Source organism: Dactylosporangium sp. CA-052675 (assembly GCF_050947935.1).
Lineage (GTDB): Bacteria > Actinomycetota > Actinomycetes > Mycobacteriales > Micromonosporaceae > Dactylosporangium.
In genome coordinates, this window is record NZ_CP192010.1 from 4,207,042 (window position 1) to 4,226,908 (window position 19,867).

A 19,867-nucleotide genomic window follows, 5' to 3' on the forward strand; every position below is an offset into this window, starting at 1 on the left:
GGCCGCCTACCATCACGCGCATGGATATCGCCCTGGTGGTGCTCATCGGCCTGATCGCCGCCTACGCCGGCGGGGTCGCCGCGCTGGTGCTGCGGCGGCCGCTCGGACCGGCCCGGGCCCTGGCGGCCGGCGCGGGCACGGCGGCCGGCGTCGCCGCGGCGTTCGCGCTCATGCTGCTGCTCGCCCACGTCTGGTTCCCGGGCACGCTGATCGTCGTCGCGCTGTTCGCCGGCGCCGTGGCCTACCTGACCCTGCTGCGCGACCTCGGCGGCGCGAAGGCCGGTCCGGCCGCGCTGCTCGGCGCCCTGCTGACCGGCGGCAGCTTCGTGTTCGTGTCGTACCTCGCGGTCATGGCCGTGCTCGGCGCCGCGGGCGTGTACCTGGTGCTGCGCCAGTGGCTGCGCATCCGGCCGGCCCTGCTGCTCATGGGGGGCACGCTGGGCGGCCTGCTCGCGGCGTCGGCGGCGGTGTTCGCGGTCGCGCTGGCGAGCATGTGACACGGCGCCGCCCCGGCAGCTGCCGGGACGGCACCGTGTCCGTGGCCGCGGGCCGGTCAGGCGAGACGCCGGCGGCCCTCGTCGCCGGGCAGGTCGTCCTGCGTCTCGATGACGTCCATCGGCTCGGTGTCCGTGTACAGGTTCCGGCTGCGGTCGGATCGCGACTGCTCGGTGTCGGCGGAGCCGTCCCGGCCGCGCTCGTAGCGCATCGTGCTCGCGGGGTCCATCCGGAGCTGGTAGTGCCGGTACAGCTCCTGCACCTGCTCGCCCGTCAGCGGCCGGTCGGCCTCGTGGTCCACGCGGGGCGCGTCCTTGACGGTCGCCTTGTCGAACGGCACCTGCACGCCGTCCTCGAGGCTCGTGGCCCCGGCCAGCGGCACCAGTGACTGGTGCAGGCCCAGCAGCCCGGTGCTGACGCTCGCCCACGTCGGGCGGCCCGCGTTGTCCGCGTACACCTGGCCGACGCTGCCGATCTTGTCGCCGTCGCGGTCGTACACCTCGCGGCCCAGCAGCGTGGCGCCATCGGTCTGGTTGGAAGTCACGGATGATTTCCTTCCTCGCTCGTGCGTGTCGCTTGCACCATCAGCCATACCCGCCCGCCTGCGATCTATCCGCGCAACTATCGACAAGTAACACACCCCGGCCGAGCCCACGATCATTCCTAGAATCCTAGGAAGCGGTACGGGATGTGGCCCGTGTAACGCGCAGGGGCACCGGTCCGCCATTTGCCCCGTGGAACCTGTGTTCATGGATCGTCGCGGCCGGCGCCGGCGGCTGTTCACCGTGCTCGGCGCCGCCTTCGGCCTCCTGCTCACCGCCGGCGGCGCGCTGCTCGTCGCCGGCCTGGTCGGCTGGTCGCCCGGGCCACTGCCCGGACTGCCGGGCGGCCGCCAGGGGCTGCTGGAGCGCGGCGACGTGGGCGGGGGCGGCGTGGTGCCCGCCTCGGCCCCCGGCTCACGCGTGCGCACGTCCGCGCCGCCTGCCGGCCGGGCCGTGACCGGCGCCTCCACCGGCCCGGCGCCGGCCGGCACGACCACGACCACCCGGCCCGGGAACCGCCCCGCCAGCAAGCCCGGCAATCCGAAGCCGACCCGGACCCGGTGAGGGTGCGACGGCATCGAGCCCGCCGCGAGCCGCGGGCGCACTGGCTGCTGTTGCTGCTCGGCGTCGCCTTCGTGCTGGCCGAGCTGTGTCTCAACGGATACGCGGGCGGCGTCGCCGCCGAGGGGCCGGCCGCCCCCGGCCCCAGCGCCGCGGTCGTGGCCGGCGGCCCGGCGCTGCGCTTCGGCACGGGCGGCACCGAGGCGCTGCGGCTGCCGGCCGGGACGCTCGCGCTCACCTTCGACGACGGGCCGGACCCGCGGTGGACGCCGCAGGTCCTCGACGTGCTGCGGCAGTACCACGCGCACGCGACCTTCTTCGTCGTCGGCGCTCAGGTGAACCGGTACCCCGACCTGGTGCGGCGGATGGTCGACGAGGGCCACGAGGTGGGGGTGCACACGTTCACGCACGCGGATCTCGCCGCCCTGCCGCGGTGGCGCCAGCGGGCCGAGCTCGCGTTGACCGCGAACGCGATCGCGGCCGCGACCGGGCGCCGGCCGGTGCTGATGCGCCCGCCGTACCTGTCGATGCCGGCCGCCGTCGACGGCTACCTGGCGGTGCTGACCGACCGTGACACCCGCGATTGGGAACGGCCCGGCGTGGAAGTGATCGTGCACAACGCCGCCGGCCACCCGGCCGGCGCCGGTGCGGTGATCATGCTGCACGACGGCGGTGGCGACCGGTCGCAGACGGTGGAGGCGACGCGCCGCATCCTGGCCGGGGCGGGCGGCCGGTTCGTCACGGTGTCCGACGGGCTCGGCCTGTCCGCACCGACAGCGAGCGCCGGGATGGTCGCGCGGGGCACGGCGCTGCGGTGGAGCCAGACGGCCGGACGCCTGCTGGCCGGCGCCGTCGGGTGGATCGTGGTCGCCGGCACCGCGCTGGCGCTGGTGCGGCTGTCGGTCCAGGTCGGGGCGGCTCGCCGGCACGTCCGCCGGGCGCGGCGCCGGCGGGGGCCGGGCCGGTACTTGGGTCGCGTGTCGATCGTCGTGCCGGCCTACAATGAGGCCGCGAACATCGCCGCGACCGTCCGGTCGCTGGCCGCGAGCGACTACCCGGGCTGTGAGATCGTCGTGGTCGACGACGGCTCGACCGACGACACCGCGGCGATCGTGGACCGGCTGGCCCGGCAGCTGCCCGCGGTGCGGCTGCTGCGACAGGCGAACGCGGGCAAGCCGGCCGCGCTCAACGCCGGGATCGCCGCGGCCGGCGGGGACCTGCTGGTGCTCGTCGACGGCGACACCGTCTTCGAGCCGGACGCGGTCGGGCGCCTGGTGCAGCCGTTCGCCGATCCGGCGGTCGGCGCCGTGAGCGGCAACACCAAGGTGGCCAACCGTGGGGGGCTGCTCGGGCGGTGGCAGCACCTCGAGTACGTGGTCGGTTTCAATCTGGACCGGCGTCTGTTCGATCTGGGTGAGTGCATGCCGACCATTCCCGGCGCCATCGGCGCGTTCCGCAGGGAGTCGCTGCGCGATGCCGGCGGCGTCGCGGGCGACACGCTGGCCGAGGACACCGATCTGACGATGGCGGTGCTGCGCGCCGGTTGGCGGGCGGTGTACGCGGACGACGCCGTCGCCTGGACCGAGGCGCCGGCGTCGCTGCGGCAGCTGTGGCGGCAGCGCTACCGCTGGTGCTACGGCACCATGCAGGCGGCCTGGAAGCACCGGCGAGCCGTGTTCGAGCGGGGCGGTGCCGGTCGTCTGGGTCGGCGGGGGCTGCTCTATCTCGTCCTGTTCCAGATGCTGTTGCCGCTGGCCGCGCCGCTGGTCGATGTGTACGCGGTGTACGGCGCGGTGTTCCTGCCCTGGGGGCAGGTGCTCGCGGTCTGGGGCGGGTTCACCGCGTTGCAGCTGGCGACGACCGCGTACGCGCTGCGGCTCGACGACGAGCGGCTCGCGCCGCTGTGGAGCGTTCCGCTGCAGCAGGTGGTCTACCGGCAGCTGCTGTACCTGGTGGTCGTGCAGGGCACCGTGGCGGCGCTGCTGGGCGGGCGGCAGCGCTGGACGCCGATGGCGCGGACGGGCCTCGCCGCGGCGGCGAGATGACCGCGTCGATGCACGAGATTCGCGACGAGGAGCTCGCCGACGCGCTCGCGGCGGCGGTCGGCGGCGACCCGGGCGGGTTCGCGGTGCTGTGGCGGGCTCTGCACCCGCCGATGCTGCGGTACCTGCGGGTCGTCTGCGCCGACGCCGCCGAGGACGTCGCGTCGGAGACGTGGCTGCAGGTGTCGCGGGACCTGGCCGGTTTCCGCGGTGGTGCCGTCGCGTTCCGGGTGTGGCTGTTCCGGGTCGCCCGGCATCGCGGCATCGACGAGAACCGGCGGGCCTGGCGCCGTCACGAGGAGTCGTACGAATCCGTCGACGCCGTGCACGGCGGTGGCGTCACGCGCGATGTCGCCGCCGACGTCGTGGAGCTCAGCGACACCGACCGGGCCGTGCGGCTCATCGCCACCCTGCCCCGCGAACAGGCCGAGGCCGTCATGCTCCGAGTGGTGGCCGGGCTGGACGTCGCCGGAACCGCCCGGGTGCTGGGCAAGCGCCCCGGCGCGGTGCGGGTGGCCACCATGCGCGGGCTGCGGCGGCTCGCTGATCACCCTGAGGTCCTGGCGCACCGCGATGAGGACGGCGAATATGGATCTTGATCAGGTGCGCGACCCGCGGCTCGGCCCGCTGCTGAGGGCGGCGGCGGCGCCGGGGCAGCCACACGAGGTCGCGGGCGAGGCCGAGGCCGTGGCCGGGTTCCGCGGCGCCTACCGACCGGTCCGGCGCCGTCGCCGGCTGCTCGCCGCGGCGCTGGCGGCGTTCGCCGCGGTGTCGGTCGGCGGCACGGCGTTCGCGGCCAGCAGCGGTCACCTGCCCGCCGCCGTTCGCTCGTGGCTCGACGGCGGTGGAGGCGGGGGCGGCGGCGGTGCGAGCCCGCAACCGAGCACGGCATCGGCCGAGCCGAGGCGGTCGGCGAGCCCCCCGGCGGTCCCGGCCGGACCCGAGCCGAGCGGCTCGTCGCGTGCCGCGCCGGTGCCGCCGGCGGAGGCCTGCCGGTCCTGGCAGGCGTTCCGAGCCGACCCGCGGTCCCGGCCGATCACTGCCGCGCAGCGCCGTGACCTCGCCGCACTCGCGGGCGGGTCGGGTGAGCCGGTGATCGACGAGTTCTGCCGGCGGCTGCTCGGCGGCACCGAGCCGGGGGCGTCGCCGACGCACGGCCCCCGGTCCGCGGTGCCGACGCCCAGCCGCCGGGCGGGGCGCGTGTAACGCTCCGGCCGCTCGCGCCGCCACTTGGTGCATGCATCGAAGCATTGCGCTGGTGGCGGTGGCGGTCGCGGCCGCCGTCATCCCGGCATCCGCCGCGCAGGCGGCCGTCACCTCGGCGCCGGGCACCGTCTTCTTCCCGAACCCGGTCCAGGCCCTCGGCCGGCAGGACCTGACCGACGCGAAGGACGCCGACTCCCCGGCCTTCGCCCCGGCGTACCGCCGGGTGACGCTCACCGATCTGGACGGCACCGGCCGGCTGTCGGGGCGGTACGTCGTGGTCAAGAGCTCGACCGGGCAGGCGGCCGTCCTCGTCGACGGGGCCTTCCCGGCCTGGCACCGCGACAGTGACCAGTTCGAGCAGGTGATGGGGTACTACTGGGTCACCACCGCCCAGCAGTACCTGCAGCATCTCGGCTTCGGCTCGGCGCTGCGCCCGGTGAATCAGCGCCGGATCGAGCTGCGCATCGACCAGTACGGCGGCGACAACTCGTTCTTCCGTGAGGACAAGGCGAACATCAGCCTCGGCAAGGGCGGTGTCGACGACGCCGAGGACGCCGAGGTGATCGTCCACGAATACGGCCATTCGGTGCAGGACGGGCAGGTTCCGGGCTTCGGTACGACGCTCGAGTCGGGTGCGATCGGCGAGGCGTTCGGTGACTACTTCGCGGTCGCGGTCACCAGCTGGGCCGCCGGGGCGCCGACGCTGACGCCGGAGGCGTGCGTCGCCGACTGGGACTCGGTGTCGTACACCACCGCCACGCCGCACTGCCTGCGGCGTCTCGACGGCGACAAGCACTATCCGGCCGATGTCGTCGGCGAGGTGCACGCCGACGGGGAGATCTGGTCGCGGGCGCTGTGGGACATCCGCTCGGCGCTGGGTGACACGCGGGCCACGACGCTCATCGTCGAGGCACAGTTTTCCTTCACGCCGGACGTCACGTTCCGCGCCGCGGCACAGGCGACGGTCGACGCCGCACAGCGGCTCTATGGCTCCGCGGCCGCTCGGGCCACGCGCTCCGCCTTCTCCGCGCGGGGCCTGTTGTAGGGCGCGGAAGATCCGTCCAGGTCCGGTTTCCGTTGCCCGCCGAGCCGGATCGGGGCGGAAGGCCCGTTCGGGCCCGGTTCGGTTGCCCGCCGAGCCGGGCCCGGACGGATCGGGGCCGTTATGCTGGGCGTTCATGAGCTGGTGGCAGGTGTACCCGCTGGGCTTCGTCGGTGCTCCGGTGCGCCCCGGCGGTACCGATGCCGCGGAGCAGGTCGTGCACCGGCTGGGGCGGATCGAGGCCTGGCTCGACCACGTGGTGGGCCTCGGGCTGGACGGCATCGCGCTCGGGCCGGTCTTCGCGTCGATGACCCACGGCTACGACACCGTGGACCACTTCCGCATCGACCCGCGGCTCGGCGACGACGCCGACTTCGACCGGCTCGTCGCCGCGGCCCACGACCGCGGGCTGAAGGTGCTGCTCGACGGGGTGTTCAACCATGTCGGCCGGGCGCACCCGCTGGTGGGGCGGCCCGGGACCAGGAGCGAGGTGTTCGAGGGCCACGATTCGCTCGTCGTGCTCGACCACGACAGTCCCGCCGCCGCCGATCTCGTGGTGCGGGTGATGGAGCACTGGCTCGGCCGGGGCGCGGACGGGTGGCGGCTCGACGCGGCGTACGCGGTGCCGCCGCGCTTCTGGGCCGCCGTCCTGCCCCGCGTGCGCGAGCGGCACCCGGGGGCCTGGTTCGTGGGCGAGGTCATCCACGGCGACTACGCCGCGATCGTGCGGGAGTCCACCATGGACTCGGTGACGCAGTACGAGCTGTGGCAGGGCATCTGGCACGGCATCGCCGACCGGAACCTCTTCGAGCTCGCGCACGCGCTCAAGCGCCACAACGACCTGCTCGCCGGGTTCGTCCCGGCGACGTTCGTCGGCAACCACGACGTGACGCGCATCGCCTCGGCGGTCGGGGCGGACTTCGTGCCGCACGCGCTGGCGGTGCTGCTCACGGTCGCGGGTGTGCCGAGCGTCTACGCGGGGGACGAGTACGGGTGGACGGGCGTGAAGGAGCAGCGGCTGGGCGGCGACGACGCCGTCCGGCCGGAGTTCCCGCCGCGCCCGCCGGCGGACAACGACATGGTGCGCCTGCACCGGCAGTTGCTGGCGGTGCGCCGGGCGCGGCCGTGGGTCGTTCGGGCCCATACGGATGTGGTGCACCTCGACAACCGTCAGGCGGTCCTGCGCACGGCGACCGGGTGGGGTGCCCTGATCACCGCGCTGAACCTGGCCGACGATCCGGTGGCGGTGCCGTCGGGCGGCGCGGAGGCCCGCGCGGCCGGCCCCGCGACCCTGGACGGTGCCCGGATTCAGCTCCCGCCGCGCGGCTGGGGCGTGTTCACGTCCTGAGCGCCGCGCCGGAACGTGCGGAGCCGGTCGCGCAGGTCGGGGTCGGACATCACGAGGTAGACCGTCGGGCAGTCGGCCGGGCCGGTCGCGCCCGGCACGCACAGCGTGCACGGCTCGCCCCGGCGCAGCGGGCACCGCGCGTCTCGTCGCATGCCTCGAGCGTGCGCGTGGTCGCGGTGCGCCGTCAGGGCCGAAGGTCCTCTCCTCGCCCCCGCGCCGGCGGGTCACGCGCCGGTGGTGGAGCCGGGGCGGACGATCATCAGGATCACGACCACGGCCCAGAGCAGGTTGAACAGGCCGGTCAGCAGGCCCAGGGGGCCGGGGTCGGCGCCGGCGGCGCTGCGGCGCTGGCGGGGCAGGATGGCCAGGCCGAGCAGGGCGGCCGCGGCGGCGGTCAGGGCGATCGAGGCGAGCAGCCACGCGTCGGTGAGCACGCCGAGGCTCGCCGCGGTGGCCAGGCCGAACACGGGCACGGCGACGCCGATGAGCGCGTAGACGACGCAGATGCGGTGCAGCAGCCGCAGGGCGGCGGTGTCCCGGCGGCGGGCGGCGGGCGGGAACATGCTCGCCGCGACCGTGACGGGGCCCACGGCGACGATCGCGGCCAGGACGTGGGCGGACAGCAGGACTTCGGTCACGGCGACCGACCGTAGATCGGTTCGTAACGGGGCGGCAGTGGCGAGGGTGCCACAGACCGGCTGAATCCGGCCATCGGCGGCACGTGGCAGAATCTGCGCGTGCAGATCCGGCTCCTGGGACCGTTCGAGGTGCGTGCGGACGACGGCGCGCTCGCCGACGTGCCGGGGGCCCGGCTGCGCGGGTTGCTGGCCGCGCTGGCGCTGCGGGCGGGGCACGCGGTGCCGAAGGCGACGCTCGTGGACTGGATCTGGGGCGAGCAGCCCCCCGCGGACGCGTCGAACGCGTTGCAGCGGCTGGTGTCGCGGCTGCGCAAGGTGCTGCCGGACGGGGCGGTCGAGGGCCACCTGGACGGGTATCGGCTCGCGGTGCCGGCCGATGCCGTGGACGCGGTGCGCTTCGAGCGGCTGCTGGGCGCCGGGCAGGTGCGGGAGGCGCTGGCGCTGTGGCGGGGCGCGGCGATGCAGGACGTGGGGCTGCCGGACAGTCCGGCGTTCGACGCGGCCGCGGAGCGGCTGGAGGGGATGCGGCTGGCGGCGCTGGAGGAGCGCTTCGACGCCGAGACCGGGCACGGGGGCGGGGCCGAGCTGGTCACCGAGCTGACCGATCTGGTGGCCGCGCATCCGCTGCGGGAGCGGCTGGCCGGGGCGCTGATGCGGGCGCTGGCGGCGGCGGGGCGCGACAGCGAGGCGCTGCTGGTGTTCCAGCGGGCGAAGGAGGCCCTGGCGGACTCGCTGGGGGTCGATCCGGGGCCGGAGCTGTCGGCGCTGCACGTGGCGTTGCTGCGGGGGGAGCTGGGGCGGCGGGAGGAGTACCGCAGGACGAACCTGCCGGCGGAGCTGACCACGTTCATCGGGCGGGACGCCGACGTGGCCGCGGTCCGGGAGCTCGTCGGCGGGCACCGGCTCACGACGCTGACCGGGCCGGGCGGGGCGGGCAAGACGCGGCTGGCGACGGAGACGGCGCGTACCCTGGCCGGGTCGGTGCCGGACGGGGTGTGGCTGGTGGAGCTCGCGCCGATCGGGGCGGGCGCCGATGTGGCGCAGGCGGCGCTGGCGGGGCTGGGGCTGCGCGACACGCTGCTGGGCGGGGCGCCCGACGCGGATGCGCAGGAGCGGCTCATCGCGGCCGTCCGGGACCGGGAGGCGCTGCTGATCCTGGACAACTGCGAGCACGTGATCGAGGCCGCGGCCGCGTTCGCGCACCGGGTGCTGGGCCGGTGCCGGCGGCTGCGGATCCTGGCCACGAGCCGGGAGCCGCTGGGGATCACCGGTGAGGCGCTGTGGCCGGTCGAGCCGCTGGGGCTGCCGGACGGGCACGCGGGGCCGGGGGCGATCGAGGCTTCGCCGGCGGTGCGGCTGTTGCGGGACCGGGCGGGAGCGGTACGGCAGGATCTGACGGCCGACGAGGACGCCCTGGCGACGATGGCGCGGGTGTGCCGGGCGCTGGACGGGATGCCGCTGGCGATCGAGCTGGCCGCGGCCCGGCTGCGCACGATGTCGGTGGACCAGCTCGCGAACCGGCTCGACGACCGTTTCCGGTTGCTGACCGGCGGGAGTCGTACTGCCCTGCCGCGCCACCGCACGCTGCGCGCGATGGTCGACTGGAGCTGGGAGCTGCTCGCCGACGACGAGCGGGCGGTGCTGCGGCGGCTGTCGGTGTTCTCGGGCGGGGCGAGCCTGGAGCTCGCCGAGCGGGTGTGTGCCGGGGACGGGGTCGACGCGGAGCTGGTCCTGGAGCTGCTCACGTCGCTGGCGGAGAAGTCGCTGGTGGTCGTCGCCGGCCCGCGGTACCGGCTGCTCGGCACGATCAAGGAGTATGCGGCGCAGCGTCTCGCCGAGGCGGGGGAGACGGATCGGGCCCGGCGCGCGCACCTGGCGTGCTGCATCGACCTGGCCGAGGCCGCGGATCCGCACCTGCGCCGGGCCGAGCAGCTGCAGTGGCTGGCGGTGCTGGAGGCGGAGCACGACAACATCGCGGCGGCGATGCGGGCGGCGATCGCGGCCGGTGACGCGCACGCGGCGATGCGGCTCGGGGCGGGTGCGGGCTTCTACTGGTGGCTGGCGGGGCACAAGGCCGAGGGCATCGAGCTGCTGGGCGCCGCCATCCGGCTGCCGGGCGCGGTGCCCGATCTGGTCCGGGCCCGGGCGCTGGCGTTCATGGGGATGTTCGCCAGTGGCGGGCGCAACGACGAGCGGCAGGCGGCGCAGTACATCCACGAGGCGTACGAGCTGGGCGGGCGTGGCGCGTCCCGCGACCCGCTGCTGGAGTTCATCGCGCCGCTGGAGCGGATGCTGCAGGGCGCGGACCAGGCGCTGCCGGCGTTCGAGACGCTGCTGGACGCCGAGGACCCGTGGGCGCGGGCGCTGGCCCGGCTGCAGCTGGGCAAGATGCGCATCGTGCTCGGGCACGGCGGGCGGGACGCCGACGCGTTCCTGGAACTGGCGCTGGCGGAGTTCCGGGCGATCGGGGAGCGGTACGGGATCCAGTTCGCGCTGACGGAGCTGGCGGACCGGGTCGCCACCCGGGGCGAGTTCGCGACGGCGTGCGAGCTGTACGAGGAGGCGATCGCGGTCACCACCGAGCTCGGCTCGGCCGAGGACGTGATCCGCACCCGGTCGCGTCTGGCGCCGCTGTACCGGCTGGCCGGGGACGACGCTGCGGCGGCGGCCACGATCGCCGAGGCGGACCGGCTCGCGGAGGGGGTCACGTGGCCCGACGCGCTGGCCGATCTCGCGCTGGCGAAGGCGGGGTTGGCGGGGATGGCCGGCGACGCGGAACAGGCCCGCCGGCAGATCGCCGTGGCGACCACCCTGCTCGGCCCGGAGGCGGACTGGCCGGGCAACCGGGCGGTGGTCCACGACATGCTCGGGTACCTCGCCGACGACCTCGGCAAGGCGCGGGTGCACCGGGCGGCGGCGGTCGCGGCGGCGTCCGAGACCGGCTATCTGCAGACGATCGCGCAGGTCGTCGTCGGGGTCGCGGATCTGGCGCTGCGGCTGGACCGGCCGGAGGAGGCGGCCCGGCTGCTGGGTGCCGCGGCGGCGGTGCGGGGGCTGCCGGACCGATCGCATCCGCGGGTGGCGGGCATCGAGCGGGACGCGCGGAGCCGCCTCGGCGACGTGCGGTACGCCGAGGCGGCTCGGGAGGGTGCGGCGTCGAGCTGGCGGGAGCTGGCCGAGGTCACGCTCGCCGTTTGAACGAGCGCAGCGCCCACAGGTAGCCGGCGAGCCCGATGCCCGCGCACCAGGCGACCGCGGCGAGGGCCGTGCCGGTCGACGGGGTGCCGGTCAGCAGGCCCCGCAGGGTCTCGATGATCGGCGTGAACGGCTGGTACTCGGCGAACTGGCGGGCGCCGGCGCCCATGGTGTCCGCCGGGGAGAAGGCGCTGGACAGGAACGGGAGCATGATCAGCGGTACGGTGCCGAGGCCCGCCGCCTCCGCGCTCTTGGCCGCCAGTCCGAGGGCGACGGTGAGCCAGCTGGCGGCGAAGGCGAGCAGGACGACGAGCCCGGCCGCGGCGAGCCAGTCCACGGCGCTCGCGGTGGGGCGGAAGCCCATGGCGAACGCGACGCCGACGATGGCGGCCACGGCGACGACGGCGCGCAGGGTGGTCTCGACGACGTGCCCGGTGAGCACGGCGGCGCGGGAGACGTCCATGACCTTGAACCGGTTGATGACGCCCGTGGTCATGTCGGCGTTGACGGCCGTCGCGGTGGCGCCCAGCCCGTAGCTGACGGCCATGATGATCAGGCCCGGGGTGACGTAGTCGATGTACTGAACGCCGACGTCGAAGGCGCCGCCGAGGACGTACACGAACATGAGCGCCATGACGATGGGGAACAGCACCGCGTTGAACACGGTGACGGGGTTGCGCACCGTGTGCTTGAGGTTGCGGCGCAGCATGATGGCCGAGTCGGTCACGGCGTTCACCGGGTCACCTCCGCGGTCGGGCGGCCCGTGAGGGCCAGGAAGACGTCGTCGAGATCGGGGGTGTGCACGGCGAACTCCTCGATGGCGATGCCGTGGGTGTCGAGGCGGTCGAGCAGGGCCCGGAGCGAGCGCACGTCGCTGTCGCCGGGCACGCGCAGGGTGAGGTCGTGTTCGTCGCGGGTGGCGTCGGGCAGGACCCGGGCCGCGGCGTCGAGCTGGGTGTGGTCGGGGAAGCGCAGCCGGACGTGGTTGCCGCGGATCTGGCGTTTGAGCTCGGCGGGGGTGCCGTGGGCGACGACGCGGCCGTGGTCGAGCACGGCGACGCGGGCGGCGAGCTGGTCGGCCTCGTCGAGGTACTGGGTGGTGAGGAAGATGGTGACGCCGTCGGCGACGAGCTCGCGGACGATGTCCCACATGGTGCGGCGGCTGCGCGGGTCGAGCCCGGTCGTCGGCTCGTCGAGGAAGATGATCTGCGGGCGGCCGACGAGGGTCATCGCCAGGTCGAGCTTGCGGCGCATGCCGCCGGAGTACGTGGCCGCCAGTTTCGGCGCGGCGTCGGCGAGGTCGAAGCGCTCCAGGAGCCCGGTGACGACCCGTTCGCCGTCCGGCACCCGCTTGAGGTCGGCCATGAGCCGGAGGTTCTCGCGGCCGGTGAGCAGCTCGTCGACGGCGGCGAACTGGCCGGTGACGCCGATGGCCTTGCGCACGGCCTTGGTCTCGCCGGCGATGTCGTGCCCGGCGACGCGGGCGGTGCCGCCGTCGGCCCGCATGAGGGTGGTGAGGAGGTTGACCGTGGTGGTCTTGCCGGCGCCGTTGGGGCCCAGGAGGGAGAAGATCGAGCCGGCCGGGACGTCGAGGTCGATGCCGTCGAGCACGACCTGGCGGCCGAAGGTCTTGCGCAGACCCGAGGCGGTGATCGCTGATCCGTTCATACCGGCAACGATCGGCGCGGGCCCTGACACCCGCCTGTCACGCCGCTGTCACGGCGGCCGGCCGGGGCCGGCCGCCGTGACACCGTGCTACTTGAGGTGCGGCTTGACCTGCGAGTCGTAGATGCCCTCGAGGGTGCCCTTGAGCTTGGTCATCTGGGCCTGGACGTCGCCGTTCTTGGTCAGGATCTCGGCGCAGGCGTTGGCCATCTCCTGGTCGGCGCCCGGCAGGAACACCCGGGCCCAGTCCTGGTTGCGGGTCACCGCGAGCTGGTCGATGGCGACCTTCGACTGGGGCGCCCGGGCGATCAGCGACGACGGGTCGGCGGACTTGCGCACCGGCATGTATCCGGTCGCGGCCGCGAACTTCAGCGTGTTCTCGGGCGAGGTGAGGAACTTGATGAAGGTGGCCGCGGCGACCTGGTTCTCCGGCTTGATCTTCTTCGGGATGCCGATGCCGGCGCCGCCCGTCGGGCACACCGGCGAGGTCTCCTTCGGGCCGCCGGGCAGGAAGCCGGCGCCGACGTCGAACTTGGCGGTCTTGAGGATGCCCACGAGGCTGCCGGTCGAGCCGACGGTCGCGGAGACCGCGCCGGCCGACAGGTCCTGGGTGGAGTCCTTGCCGGCGACGCCCGACCACTTGCCCTTGTAGACGGCGTCGGCGAGGAACTGCAGCGCCTGGACGGACTCGGGCTTGTCGCAGGTGAGGTCGAAGCTCTCCTTGGCCGACCAGCCGCCGCCGGCGCCCCAGAGGTTGTTCTGGAAGCTCCAGCCGGCGTATCCGGCCAGGGCCGGCAGCTGGAACGCGTTCTGCAGGCCGGCGTTGGCCGACTTGAGCTTCGGCGCCCACTCGGCGAACTCGTCCCAGGTCTTCGGCGCCCGGTCCGGCAGCCCGGCCGCGGCGAAGTGCGCCTTGTTCCAGTAGAACAGCGGCGTGGAGCGCGCCCACGGCACGGCCCAGATCGCGTCCTTGTACTTGTAGTCGGTGAGCAGCTGCTCCCGGAAGTCGCTGGTGTCCCAGTTGAGCGCCTTGAACAGCCCGTCGAGCGGGACGATCGAGTCCTGCAGGAAGTAGCGGAACCACCACACGTCGGAGAGCACGACCGCGTCGGGCAGCGTGCCGCCGGCCTGCGCGGCCTGGAACTTCTGCGCGATGTCCTCGTAGTTCGACCCGGCGGAGACCAGCTGCACCTTGATGTCGGACTGGCTGGCGTGGAACGCGTCGATGATCTGCTGGGTCACCTCCTGCGACCCGCCCGGGTTCGACGACCAGAAGGTGATGCTGCCCGCCGGCTTGACGCCGGTGTAGTCGAGGGTCTCCGGCTTGGCGGAGGAGTCCGTCGAGGTCGTCGACGGGCCTGCGCCGCACGCGGCCAGGGCCGCGGCCGACAGCCCGCCGGCGGCGAGGCCGAGGAACCGCCGCCGGCTGAGCTCGGTGGCTTGTGGCTGGGACAAGGACATGGTTGATTCCTCCTGGTTTTGCGGGGTCATCCCTTGACGGCGCCCTGCGTCAAGCCGGTGACGATGTACCGCTGGAGCGCGGCGAACACGACGAGGACGGGGAGCAGGACCATGACGGTGCCGGCCATGACGATGCCGTACGAGGCGGCGGCGCTCTCGCTGTTGTGCAGCAGGGTGAGCCCGACCGGGAGCGTCATCATCTGCGGGTTCGACACGATGACCAGCGGCCACAGGTAGTCGTTCCACTCGAAGACGATGTTGACCAGGGCGACGGTGGCGATGCTCGGGGCGGCCATCGGGACCACCATGTGCCACAGGCGCCGCCAGTGCCCGGCGCCGTCGGTCTCGGCGGCCTCGAGCACGTCGGGGGGCAGCTGCAGGAACGCCTGGCGCAGCAGGAACGTGCCGAATCCGCTGCCGAGCCCGGGCAGGATGATGCCCCAGTACGTGTCCTGGCCGCCGAGGCTGCTGATGAACGTGAAGTTCGGTACGACGCTCACCTGCGGCGGCACCATGAGCGTCGCGAGCACGGCGAAGAACACGTACCGCTTGCCCGGGAACCGGACGAACACCAGCGCGTAGGCGGTGAGCACGGCCAGCAGGACCTTGATCCCGGCGCCGACGACGGTGACGATCGCGGAGTTGAGGAACAGCCGCGCGAAGGGCACCGCCCGGGCCGCGTCGTCGTAGTTCTGCGCGTGCCACGGGTTCGGCAGGATGACGAGCTGCTGCGTGATGATGTCGGCCGGGGTCTTGAACGACGACAGGATCATGTACGCCAGCGGCAGGATCACCACGAGGATGGCGAGCAGGATCGGCACGTAGCCGGTGAGCAGGGTGGCCGCGAGGTTGCGGCGGGACAGCGGTTTCGTCTCGGCGGTGCTCACCGGTAATGCACCCGCCGCTCGAGGACGACGAGCTGCACGAGGGTCAGGATGACCAGCAGCACGAACAGGACCGTGGAGAGCATCGCCGAATAGCCCGCCTGGTTGTACCCGCCGAAGGCGCGCAGGTACGCGTCGTAGATGAGGGTCGTGGTGCCGCGGCCCAGCGGTGTCATCGCGCGGATGATGTCGAAGGCCTGCAGCGAGTTGAGGATGCTCGTCACCAGCAGGAAGAACGTCGTCGGCGACAGCAGCGGGAACGTGACGGAGAAGAACTTGCGGGTCGCGCCGGCCCCGTCGATGGCCGCGGCCTCGAGGATGTCGGACGAGATGGACTGCAGCCCGGCGAGGTAGATCACCGCCGCGTAGCCGAGGTTCTTCCAGACGTACACGATGACGACCATGACGAGGCTGAGTGTCTCGTCGTTGAACCACTCGGGGCTGGTGCCGCCGAAGGCGCGCACGATCGCGCCGAGCGCGCCGACGGTCGGGTCGAAGATGTACTGCCACGCCAGCCCGACGCCGACGCCGGACAGCACGTACGGCGAGAACACGGTCGCCTGGGCCAGCCCGGCCCCGCGGACCTTGCGGTTGAGCCCGAGCGCGACGAGCAGCCCGAGACCCATGGACAGGACCACGGTCGCGACGGTGAACAGCGCGGTGGTGAGGAAGACCTGCCCCGCCTCCTCGGACTGGAAGAACTGCGTGTAGTTGTCCAGACCGACCGCCCGGGCCGTGTCGGAGCCCAGGGTCCAGTCGAGCGTCGAGTAGTACACGTTGAGCACGAGCGGCCGGTAGGTGAACCAGACGATCAGCGCGATGTTCGGCACGGCCAGGGCGATGAACACGGCCGCCTCGCGCAGTGTCCGTCGCCGGCGGGCACGCCTCGCCGAGCCGCGGCTGTCCGCGGCGACGGGGGCGAGCGGGACCGGCTCGGCCGTTGTCGGCCGGAGCCCTCCAATCATGATCGGCAGCTAACCGAGGCCAGTTGTACGCGTGGATACCTGGCGGTGAACGCTCTCCGTCGACACCTCGAAGTCCCAGTCCGGCATCCGGGCACCGGCGCTCGCCACTGGACGACGAATATCCGCACGAATGCATACGAAACGGACCTTCCGTAAGCCGGTGTGGCGGTCCGGTCCGGCCGATTGTGATGTGGACGAGCGGGGCAGCGGTGGCGGCGGGCGCGCATCAGGGGCATCGTCGAGGCTATGAGATCTTCTCACCGTTGGCGGGTGGCGGCGCTGTTGGTCAGTCTCGGTCTGGGGCTGGCCGGGTGCGGCGGGAACTCCGCGCCGCAGGCCTCGTGGTCGGGTGCGCCGTCCTCGGCCCGGCCGCCGGCCGGGGGCGCGTCGCCGTCGGGATCGCCGGCGCCGACCGGCAAGCCGGTGCACGTGCGGCTGTACGAGAAGGACGGGGCGACGTACGGCGTGGGCATGCCGATCATCGCGTACCTGTCGGCGCCGATCATGAGCGCCAAGGACTTCAACGCGGCGACGAAGGTCACCGTCGACGGAGCGCCGGCCCAGGGCGCGTGGTACTTCCAGAAGTCCACGATCTACGCCGGCTACCCGATCGAGGCGCACTACCGCCCGGCCGAGTACTGGCCGGCGCACGCCTCGATCGCGATGAGCCTCGACACGAAGGGGCGCTCGGGCGGGGCCGGGCTGGTGTACGACAACAGCCTGACCCTCGACATGAAGACCGGCCCGGCGAACATCGGCAAGGTCGACGGCGGCACCCTGCGGATGGTCGTGACCTCCGACGGCAAGCAGGTCTTCGACTTCCCGGTGTCGCTGGGCAAGGCCAGCACCCCCACCTTCAACGGCGTCAAGGTCGTCATGGAGAAGGACGCGGTCGAGCGCATGGTCGGCGAGGGCTACGACGAGCAGGTGCCGTGGTCGGTGCGGATCACCAACTCCGGCGAGTTCGTGCACTCGGCGAGCTGGAACGGCGGCAACATCGGCCAGCGCAGCACCTCGCACGGCTGCACCAACCTGACCGAGGCCAACGCCAAGTCGTACTTCGACTTCGCCCAGGTCGGCGACCCGATTACCTACACCAACACCGGCGGGCCGACGATGCCGACGTGGGACGGCTACGGCGACTGGAACGTGGCCTGGACCACCTGGCAGGCGGGCGGCGCGGTGCCGGCCAACTGACGCACCTCCGGTGAGGCGCATGCGACGCGCGCTGCCCGCCGCTCGTCGGAGGGTGGGAGACCCCGCAACCGCAGTCGCGAGTCCATGAGCTTCACGGTGGAGCAGCCGGGCGCGGATCGGCGCGGGCAATGGCTGCGTCACCGGGCGGGACCCGGCCGGGTGCGGGCCGGGTGCGGTTCGGCGGGGACCGGACGACATCGCGTCGGGTGGTCGGGCAGGACCGGCGGCCGAGTGGGCAGACCCGGCCCGCGACCCCTGGCCCCGCAACCAACGCCCGTCATGGTGGAACCCGTCGCCGCAGGGAAGCGGCGGGAACGGAGCACCCCATGCCATCGAGGGCAAAGCGGCGACGGATCGTCGCGTCCGTCGCGGCCACCGCCGCGGCCGTCGCCGGACTCGGCGCGGCCGCCGCACCGAACCATCCCATCAGCGACGCGGCCGGGTGGGCGTCCGGCGCCTGGCTCGGCAGCGGCTCGAGCGGCAGCGGCACGACCCTCGCGACGGTTCGCGCGGCGATCAATGCCTCCACCGGTACGGCGGCCACCCTGACCGGCGCCGGAGTCGGCGTCGCGCTCATCGACACGGGCGTCGCGCCCGTCGCCGGGCTGCCCGCTTCGCAGATCGTCAACGGGCCCGACCTGTCGTTCGAGTCGCAGTCGCCGGACCTGCGCTACCTCGACACGTACGGCCACGGGACCCACATGGCCGGCATCATCGTCGGCAACGACACCGCGACCGGGACCGTCGGGCTGGCCCCGAAGGCCAAGCTCACCTCGATCAAGGTCGGCACCGCCAACGGCGCCGTGGACGTGTCGCAGATCGTCGCCGCCGTCGACTGGGTCGTGGCCCACCGCAACGACGACCCGGCGAACCCGATCCGCGTGCTCAATCTCTCGTACGGCACCGGCGGCACCCCCGACTCGTGGAGCGACCCGGTCCAGTTCGCGGTCGAGCAGGCATGGCTCAAGGGCATCGTCGTGGTCGCGGCCGGCGGCAACGGCGGCACCAGCGACATCACGCTGACCGACCCGGCCAGCGACCCGGCGGTCATCGCGGTCGGCGCCGCCACCACCAAGGGCACCACGATCGCGACCGACGACGACTTCGCCAGCTTCTCCACGATCGGCGGCAACAACCGCCGCCCCGACTTCATCGCCCCCGGCGAGTCGATCCTGTCGCTGGCCGACCCCGGCTCCAACGTTGACCTGTCCTACCCGTCGGCGAAGGTCGGCACCACCCTGGTGCGCGGCAGCGGCAGCTCCCAGGCGGCGGCGGTCACCTCGGCGGCGGTCGCGCTGCTGCTGCAGGCCCGCCCGACGCTGACCCCGGACCAGGTCAAGACCGTGCTCAAGACCTCGGTCACCAGCACCTCGGGCCTGGCCAGCTCCCGGGCCGTCGGCGAGCTGAACCTGGGCGCGGCTCTGGCCAGCCAGAACACGTGGGCGTCGGGGTGGAACCGCTCCAGCGGGACCGGCGCGCTCGAGGGCGCCCGCGGCCCGAGCCACGTGGTCCGCGACAACGTGACGCTCAGCGGCGAGAACACCGTGTGGGGGCCGATCAGCACCCCCGCGTGGGCGCCGAAGAGCGCCGCCCAGACCGCCTGGTCCGGTGGCACCTGGCTCGGCTACCGCGTCGCCGGCGACAACTGGACCGGCACGTCCTGGGCGTCGAAGACGTGGGCGGCCGCGAGCTGGTCCGGCCGCCCGTGGAACGGCGCGTCGAGCTGGACCGACCCCGACTGGTCGGGGCACTACTGGTCGGGCCACTACTGGTCCGGGCACTACTGGTCGGGTCACTACTGGTCCAGCGACGACTGGTCGACGGCCTACTGGAACTGATCGAGCTCCCGCACCGCGGCGACGACCGCGGGGGAGTCCTTGCTGAGAATCTTGGAGTGGTTGCTCGCGACCCGGGCACTGATGCCGATGTTCGGGTTGCGGGCGACGATCGGGTCGAGGGTCGACCGGCCCTCGTCCATCTCGCCGTCCTGGCTGCCGAGGCTGTCCCCGGTGGCCAGGACGAACCGTACCGGGCGGGTGAGCCGCTGCAGAACCGGCACGCTGGCCGCCCCGATCTCGTTGAGCTCGATGTTGACGTCGGCGTGCTCGTCGGCGCTCATCCGCGCGCCCATGCCGAGCCGGGCGGTGATCGGCAGCAGCAGCCGCATCCGCCGGAACAGCTTGCGGATGCGGGCGGCGCCCTCCGGGCCGGTCAGCCCGACCGGGAACGCGTCGACCGTCACCAGGCCCACGACCCGCTCCGGGTTCCGGTCGGCCCAGTGCCAGCCCAGGACGCCGCCGTAGGACCAGCCGACGAGGATCGCCCGCTCGACGCCGCGGGCCGCGAGGACGGCGTCGAGGTCGCGCAGGCAGGCCTCGAACGAGTAGTCGGCCGAGCGCTTCGACTTGCCGCGGGCCCGCTCGTCGTAGCGGATGTGCCGGTAGCCGTCTCCCAGCCCGGCGATCACCTTGCGCCAGTGCGACTGGTCGGCGTAGGCGCCGTTGAGGTAGACGACCGGCCGGCCGGAGCCGCCGGTGTCGGTCACGTAGAGCTCGGTGTCGTCGACCGGGATCCAGTACTGCCGCTGCTGTGTCATGGCCAGCACGATCGCGGGCCGCCCTGACAC

At 73.4% G+C, this 19,867-nt stretch carries 19 protein-coding genes; 10 read left to right on the forward strand and 9 right to left on the reverse strand.

Annotation, left to right across the window (positions count from 1 at the left end; translation table 11 throughout):
• The first annotated feature begins 20 nt into the window (after positions 1-20).
• A complete protein-coding gene (locus ACQP1P_RS19350; RefSeq protein ID WP_433088080.1) occupies positions 21-497 on the forward strand; it encodes a hypothetical protein in 477 nt (158 codons plus the stop codon).
• Between the two features lie 56 nt (positions 498-553).
• Here the strand turns inward: ACQP1P_RS19350 and ACQP1P_RS19355 are convergent, their stop codons facing one another.
• Positions 554-1,039, reverse strand: a complete 486-nt coding sequence (locus ACQP1P_RS19355) for a PRC-barrel domain-containing protein (protein WP_433088081.1) — start codon at positions 1,037-1,039, stop codon at positions 554-556.
• Positions 1,040-1,244: 205 nt separating this feature from the next.
• Between ACQP1P_RS19355 and ACQP1P_RS19360 the strand changes: the two genes are divergently transcribed.
• From ACQP1P_RS19360 to ACQP1P_RS19385, 6 genes are all read left to right on the forward strand, one after another.
• The gene (locus ACQP1P_RS19360) at positions 1,245-1,601 is read left to right on the forward strand and encodes a hypothetical protein (protein WP_433088082.1); all 357 of its coding nucleotides are present in this window, start codon (positions 1,245-1,247) and stop codon (positions 1,599-1,601) included.
• 2 nt (positions 1,602-1,603) lie between these two features.
• Positions 1,604-3,643: a bifunctional polysaccharide deacetylase/glycosyltransferase family 2 protein gene (locus ACQP1P_RS19365; RefSeq protein WP_433088083.1), complete on the forward strand. Its 2,040-nt coding sequence runs from the start codon at positions 1,604-1,606 to the stop codon at positions 3,641-3,643.
• 8 nt (positions 3,644-3,651) lie between these two features.
• On the forward strand, positions 3,652-4,239 hold the full coding sequence (locus ACQP1P_RS19370) for an RNA polymerase sigma factor (RefSeq protein WP_433088084.1): 588 nt from the start codon (positions 3,652-3,654) through the stop codon (positions 4,237-4,239).
• A complete protein-coding gene (locus ACQP1P_RS19375) occupies positions 4,229-4,846 on the forward strand; it encodes a hypothetical protein (RefSeq protein WP_433088085.1) in 618 nt (205 codons plus the stop codon). The genes ACQP1P_RS19370 and ACQP1P_RS19375 overlap by 11 nt, the downstream gene beginning before the upstream one ends.
• Positions 4,847-4,877: 31 nt before the next feature.
• Positions 4,878-5,891, forward strand: coding sequence for a M4 family metallopeptidase (locus ACQP1P_RS19380; RefSeq protein ID WP_433088086.1), 1,014 nt, complete (start codon positions 4,878-4,880; stop codon positions 5,889-5,891).
• A gap of 133 nt (positions 5,892-6,024) precedes the next feature.
• Positions 6,025-7,236 carry an alpha-amylase family glycosyl hydrolase gene (locus ACQP1P_RS19385; protein ID WP_433088087.1) on the forward strand — a complete coding sequence of 404 codons (1,212 nt, stop codon included), beginning with the start codon at positions 6,025-6,027 and terminating at the stop codon, positions 7,234-7,236.
• Here the strand turns inward: ACQP1P_RS19385 and ACQP1P_RS19390 are convergent.
• Positions 7,197-7,388, reverse strand: a complete 192-nt coding sequence (locus ACQP1P_RS19390) for a DUF6767 domain-containing protein (protein ID WP_433088088.1) — start codon at positions 7,386-7,388, stop codon at positions 7,197-7,199. The genes ACQP1P_RS19385 and ACQP1P_RS19390 overlap by 40 nt on opposite strands.
• Before the next feature lie 72 nt (positions 7,389-7,460).
• Positions 7,461-7,874 carry a hypothetical protein gene (locus ACQP1P_RS19395; RefSeq protein ID WP_433088089.1) on the reverse strand — a complete coding sequence of 138 codons (414 nt, stop codon included), beginning with the start codon at positions 7,872-7,874 and terminating at the stop codon, positions 7,461-7,463.
• A gap of 99 nt (positions 7,875-7,973) precedes the next feature.
• Here ACQP1P_RS19395 and ACQP1P_RS19400 point away from each other — a divergent pair, with 99 nt between their 5' ends.
• Positions 7,974-11,072, forward strand: coding sequence for a BTAD domain-containing putative transcriptional regulator (locus tag ACQP1P_RS19400; protein ID WP_433088090.1), 3,099 nt, complete (start codon positions 7,974-7,976; stop codon positions 11,070-11,072).
• On the opposite strand, the gene ACQP1P_RS19405 is transcribed toward ACQP1P_RS19400, so the two are convergent.
• The 5 genes from ACQP1P_RS19405 to ACQP1P_RS19425 form a co-directional block, all read right to left on the reverse strand.
• Positions 11,056-11,778 (reverse strand): ABC transporter permease, encoded by a 723-nt coding sequence (locus ACQP1P_RS19405; protein ID WP_433090054.1) that lies wholly within the window; start codon positions 11,776-11,778, stop codon positions 11,056-11,058. The two genes, ACQP1P_RS19400 and ACQP1P_RS19405, sit on opposite strands and share 17 nt — an antisense overlap.
• Positions 11,779-11,801: 23 nt before the next feature.
• On the reverse strand, positions 11,802-12,737 hold the full coding sequence (locus tag ACQP1P_RS19410) for an ATP-binding cassette domain-containing protein (protein ID WP_433088091.1): 936 nt from the start codon (positions 12,735-12,737) through the stop codon (positions 11,802-11,804).
• Positions 12,738-12,824: 87 nt separating this feature from the next.
• Complete coding sequence (locus tag ACQP1P_RS19415; RefSeq protein ID WP_433088092.1) at positions 12,825-14,195, reverse strand: ABC transporter substrate-binding protein; 1,371 nt, start codon at positions 14,193-14,195, stop codon at positions 12,825-12,827.
• Between the two features lie 26 nt (positions 14,196-14,221).
• Complete coding sequence (locus ACQP1P_RS19420) at positions 14,222-15,082, reverse strand: carbohydrate ABC transporter permease (protein WP_433088093.1); 861 nt, start codon at positions 15,080-15,082, stop codon at positions 14,222-14,224.
• Positions 15,079-16,044, reverse strand: coding sequence for a carbohydrate ABC transporter permease (locus ACQP1P_RS19425; protein WP_433088094.1), 966 nt, complete (start codon positions 16,042-16,044; stop codon positions 15,079-15,081). Before ACQP1P_RS19425 ends, ACQP1P_RS19420 begins: the two co-directional genes overlap by 4 nt.
• 270 nt (positions 16,045-16,314) lie before the next feature.
• Between ACQP1P_RS19425 and ACQP1P_RS19430 the strand changes: the two genes are divergently transcribed.
• Together ACQP1P_RS19430 and ACQP1P_RS19435 are read left to right on the forward strand one after the other, a co-directional pair.
• Complete coding sequence (locus tag ACQP1P_RS19430; protein WP_433088095.1) at positions 16,315-17,241, forward strand: L,D-transpeptidase; 927 nt, start codon at positions 16,315-16,317, stop codon at positions 17,239-17,241.
• Positions 17,242-17,567: 326 nt separating this feature from the next.
• A complete protein-coding gene (locus ACQP1P_RS19435) occupies positions 17,568-19,079 on the forward strand; it encodes a S8 family serine peptidase (RefSeq protein WP_433088096.1) in 1,512 nt (503 codons plus the stop codon).
• Here the strand turns inward: ACQP1P_RS19435 and ACQP1P_RS19440 are convergent.
• Positions 19,067-19,837, reverse strand: coding sequence for an alpha/beta fold hydrolase (locus ACQP1P_RS19440; RefSeq protein ID WP_433088097.1), 771 nt, complete (start codon positions 19,835-19,837; stop codon positions 19,067-19,069). The two genes, ACQP1P_RS19435 and ACQP1P_RS19440, sit on opposite strands and share 13 nt — an antisense overlap.
• Between the last annotated feature and the right edge of the window lie 30 nt (positions 19,838-19,867).

Coding starts and splice junctions, on each gene's coding strand:
- ACQP1P_RS19415 (WP_433088092.1), bottom strand. CDS start 14,195: ATGTCCTTGTCCCAGCCACAAGCCACCGAGCTCAGCCGGCGGCGGTTC.
- ACQP1P_RS19440 (WP_433088097.1), bottom strand. CDS start 19,837: ATGACACAGCAGCGGCAGTACTGGATCCCGGTCGACGACACCGAGCTC.
- ACQP1P_RS19360 (WP_433088082.1), top strand. CDS start 1,245: ATGGATCGTCGCGGCCGGCGCCGGCGGCTGTTCACCGTGCTCGGCGCC.
- ACQP1P_RS19410 (WP_433088091.1), bottom strand. CDS start 12,737: ATGAACGGATCAGCGATCACCGCCTCGGGTCTGCGCAAGACCTTCGGC.
- ACQP1P_RS19425 (WP_433088094.1), bottom strand. CDS start 16,044: ATGATTGGAGGGCTCCGGCCGACAACGGCCGAGCCGGTCCCGCTCGCC.
- ACQP1P_RS19405 (WP_433090054.1), bottom strand. CDS start 11,778: ATGCTGCGCCGCAACCTCAAGCACACGGTGCGCAACCCCGTCACCGTG.
- ACQP1P_RS19390 (WP_433088088.1), bottom strand. CDS start 7,388: ATGCGACGAGACGCGCGGTGCCCGCTGCGCCGGGGCGAGCCGTGCACG.
- ACQP1P_RS19375 (WP_433088085.1), top strand. CDS start 4,229: ATGGATCTTGATCAGGTGCGCGACCCGCGGCTCGGCCCGCTGCTGAGG.
- ACQP1P_RS19370 (WP_433088084.1), top strand. CDS start 3,652: ATGCACGAGATTCGCGACGAGGAGCTCGCCGACGCGCTCGCGGCGGCG.
- ACQP1P_RS19350 (WP_433088080.1), top strand. CDS start 21: ATGGATATCGCCCTGGTGGTGCTCATCGGCCTGATCGCCGCCTACGCC.
- ACQP1P_RS19435 (WP_433088096.1), top strand. CDS start 17,568: ATGCCATCGAGGGCAAAGCGGCGACGGATCGTCGCGTCCGTCGCGGCC.
- ACQP1P_RS19385 (WP_433088087.1), top strand. CDS start 6,025: ATGAGCTGGTGGCAGGTGTACCCGCTGGGCTTCGTCGGTGCTCCGGTG.
- ACQP1P_RS19380 (WP_433088086.1), top strand. CDS start 4,878: ATGCATCGAAGCATTGCGCTGGTGGCGGTGGCGGTCGCGGCCGCCGTC.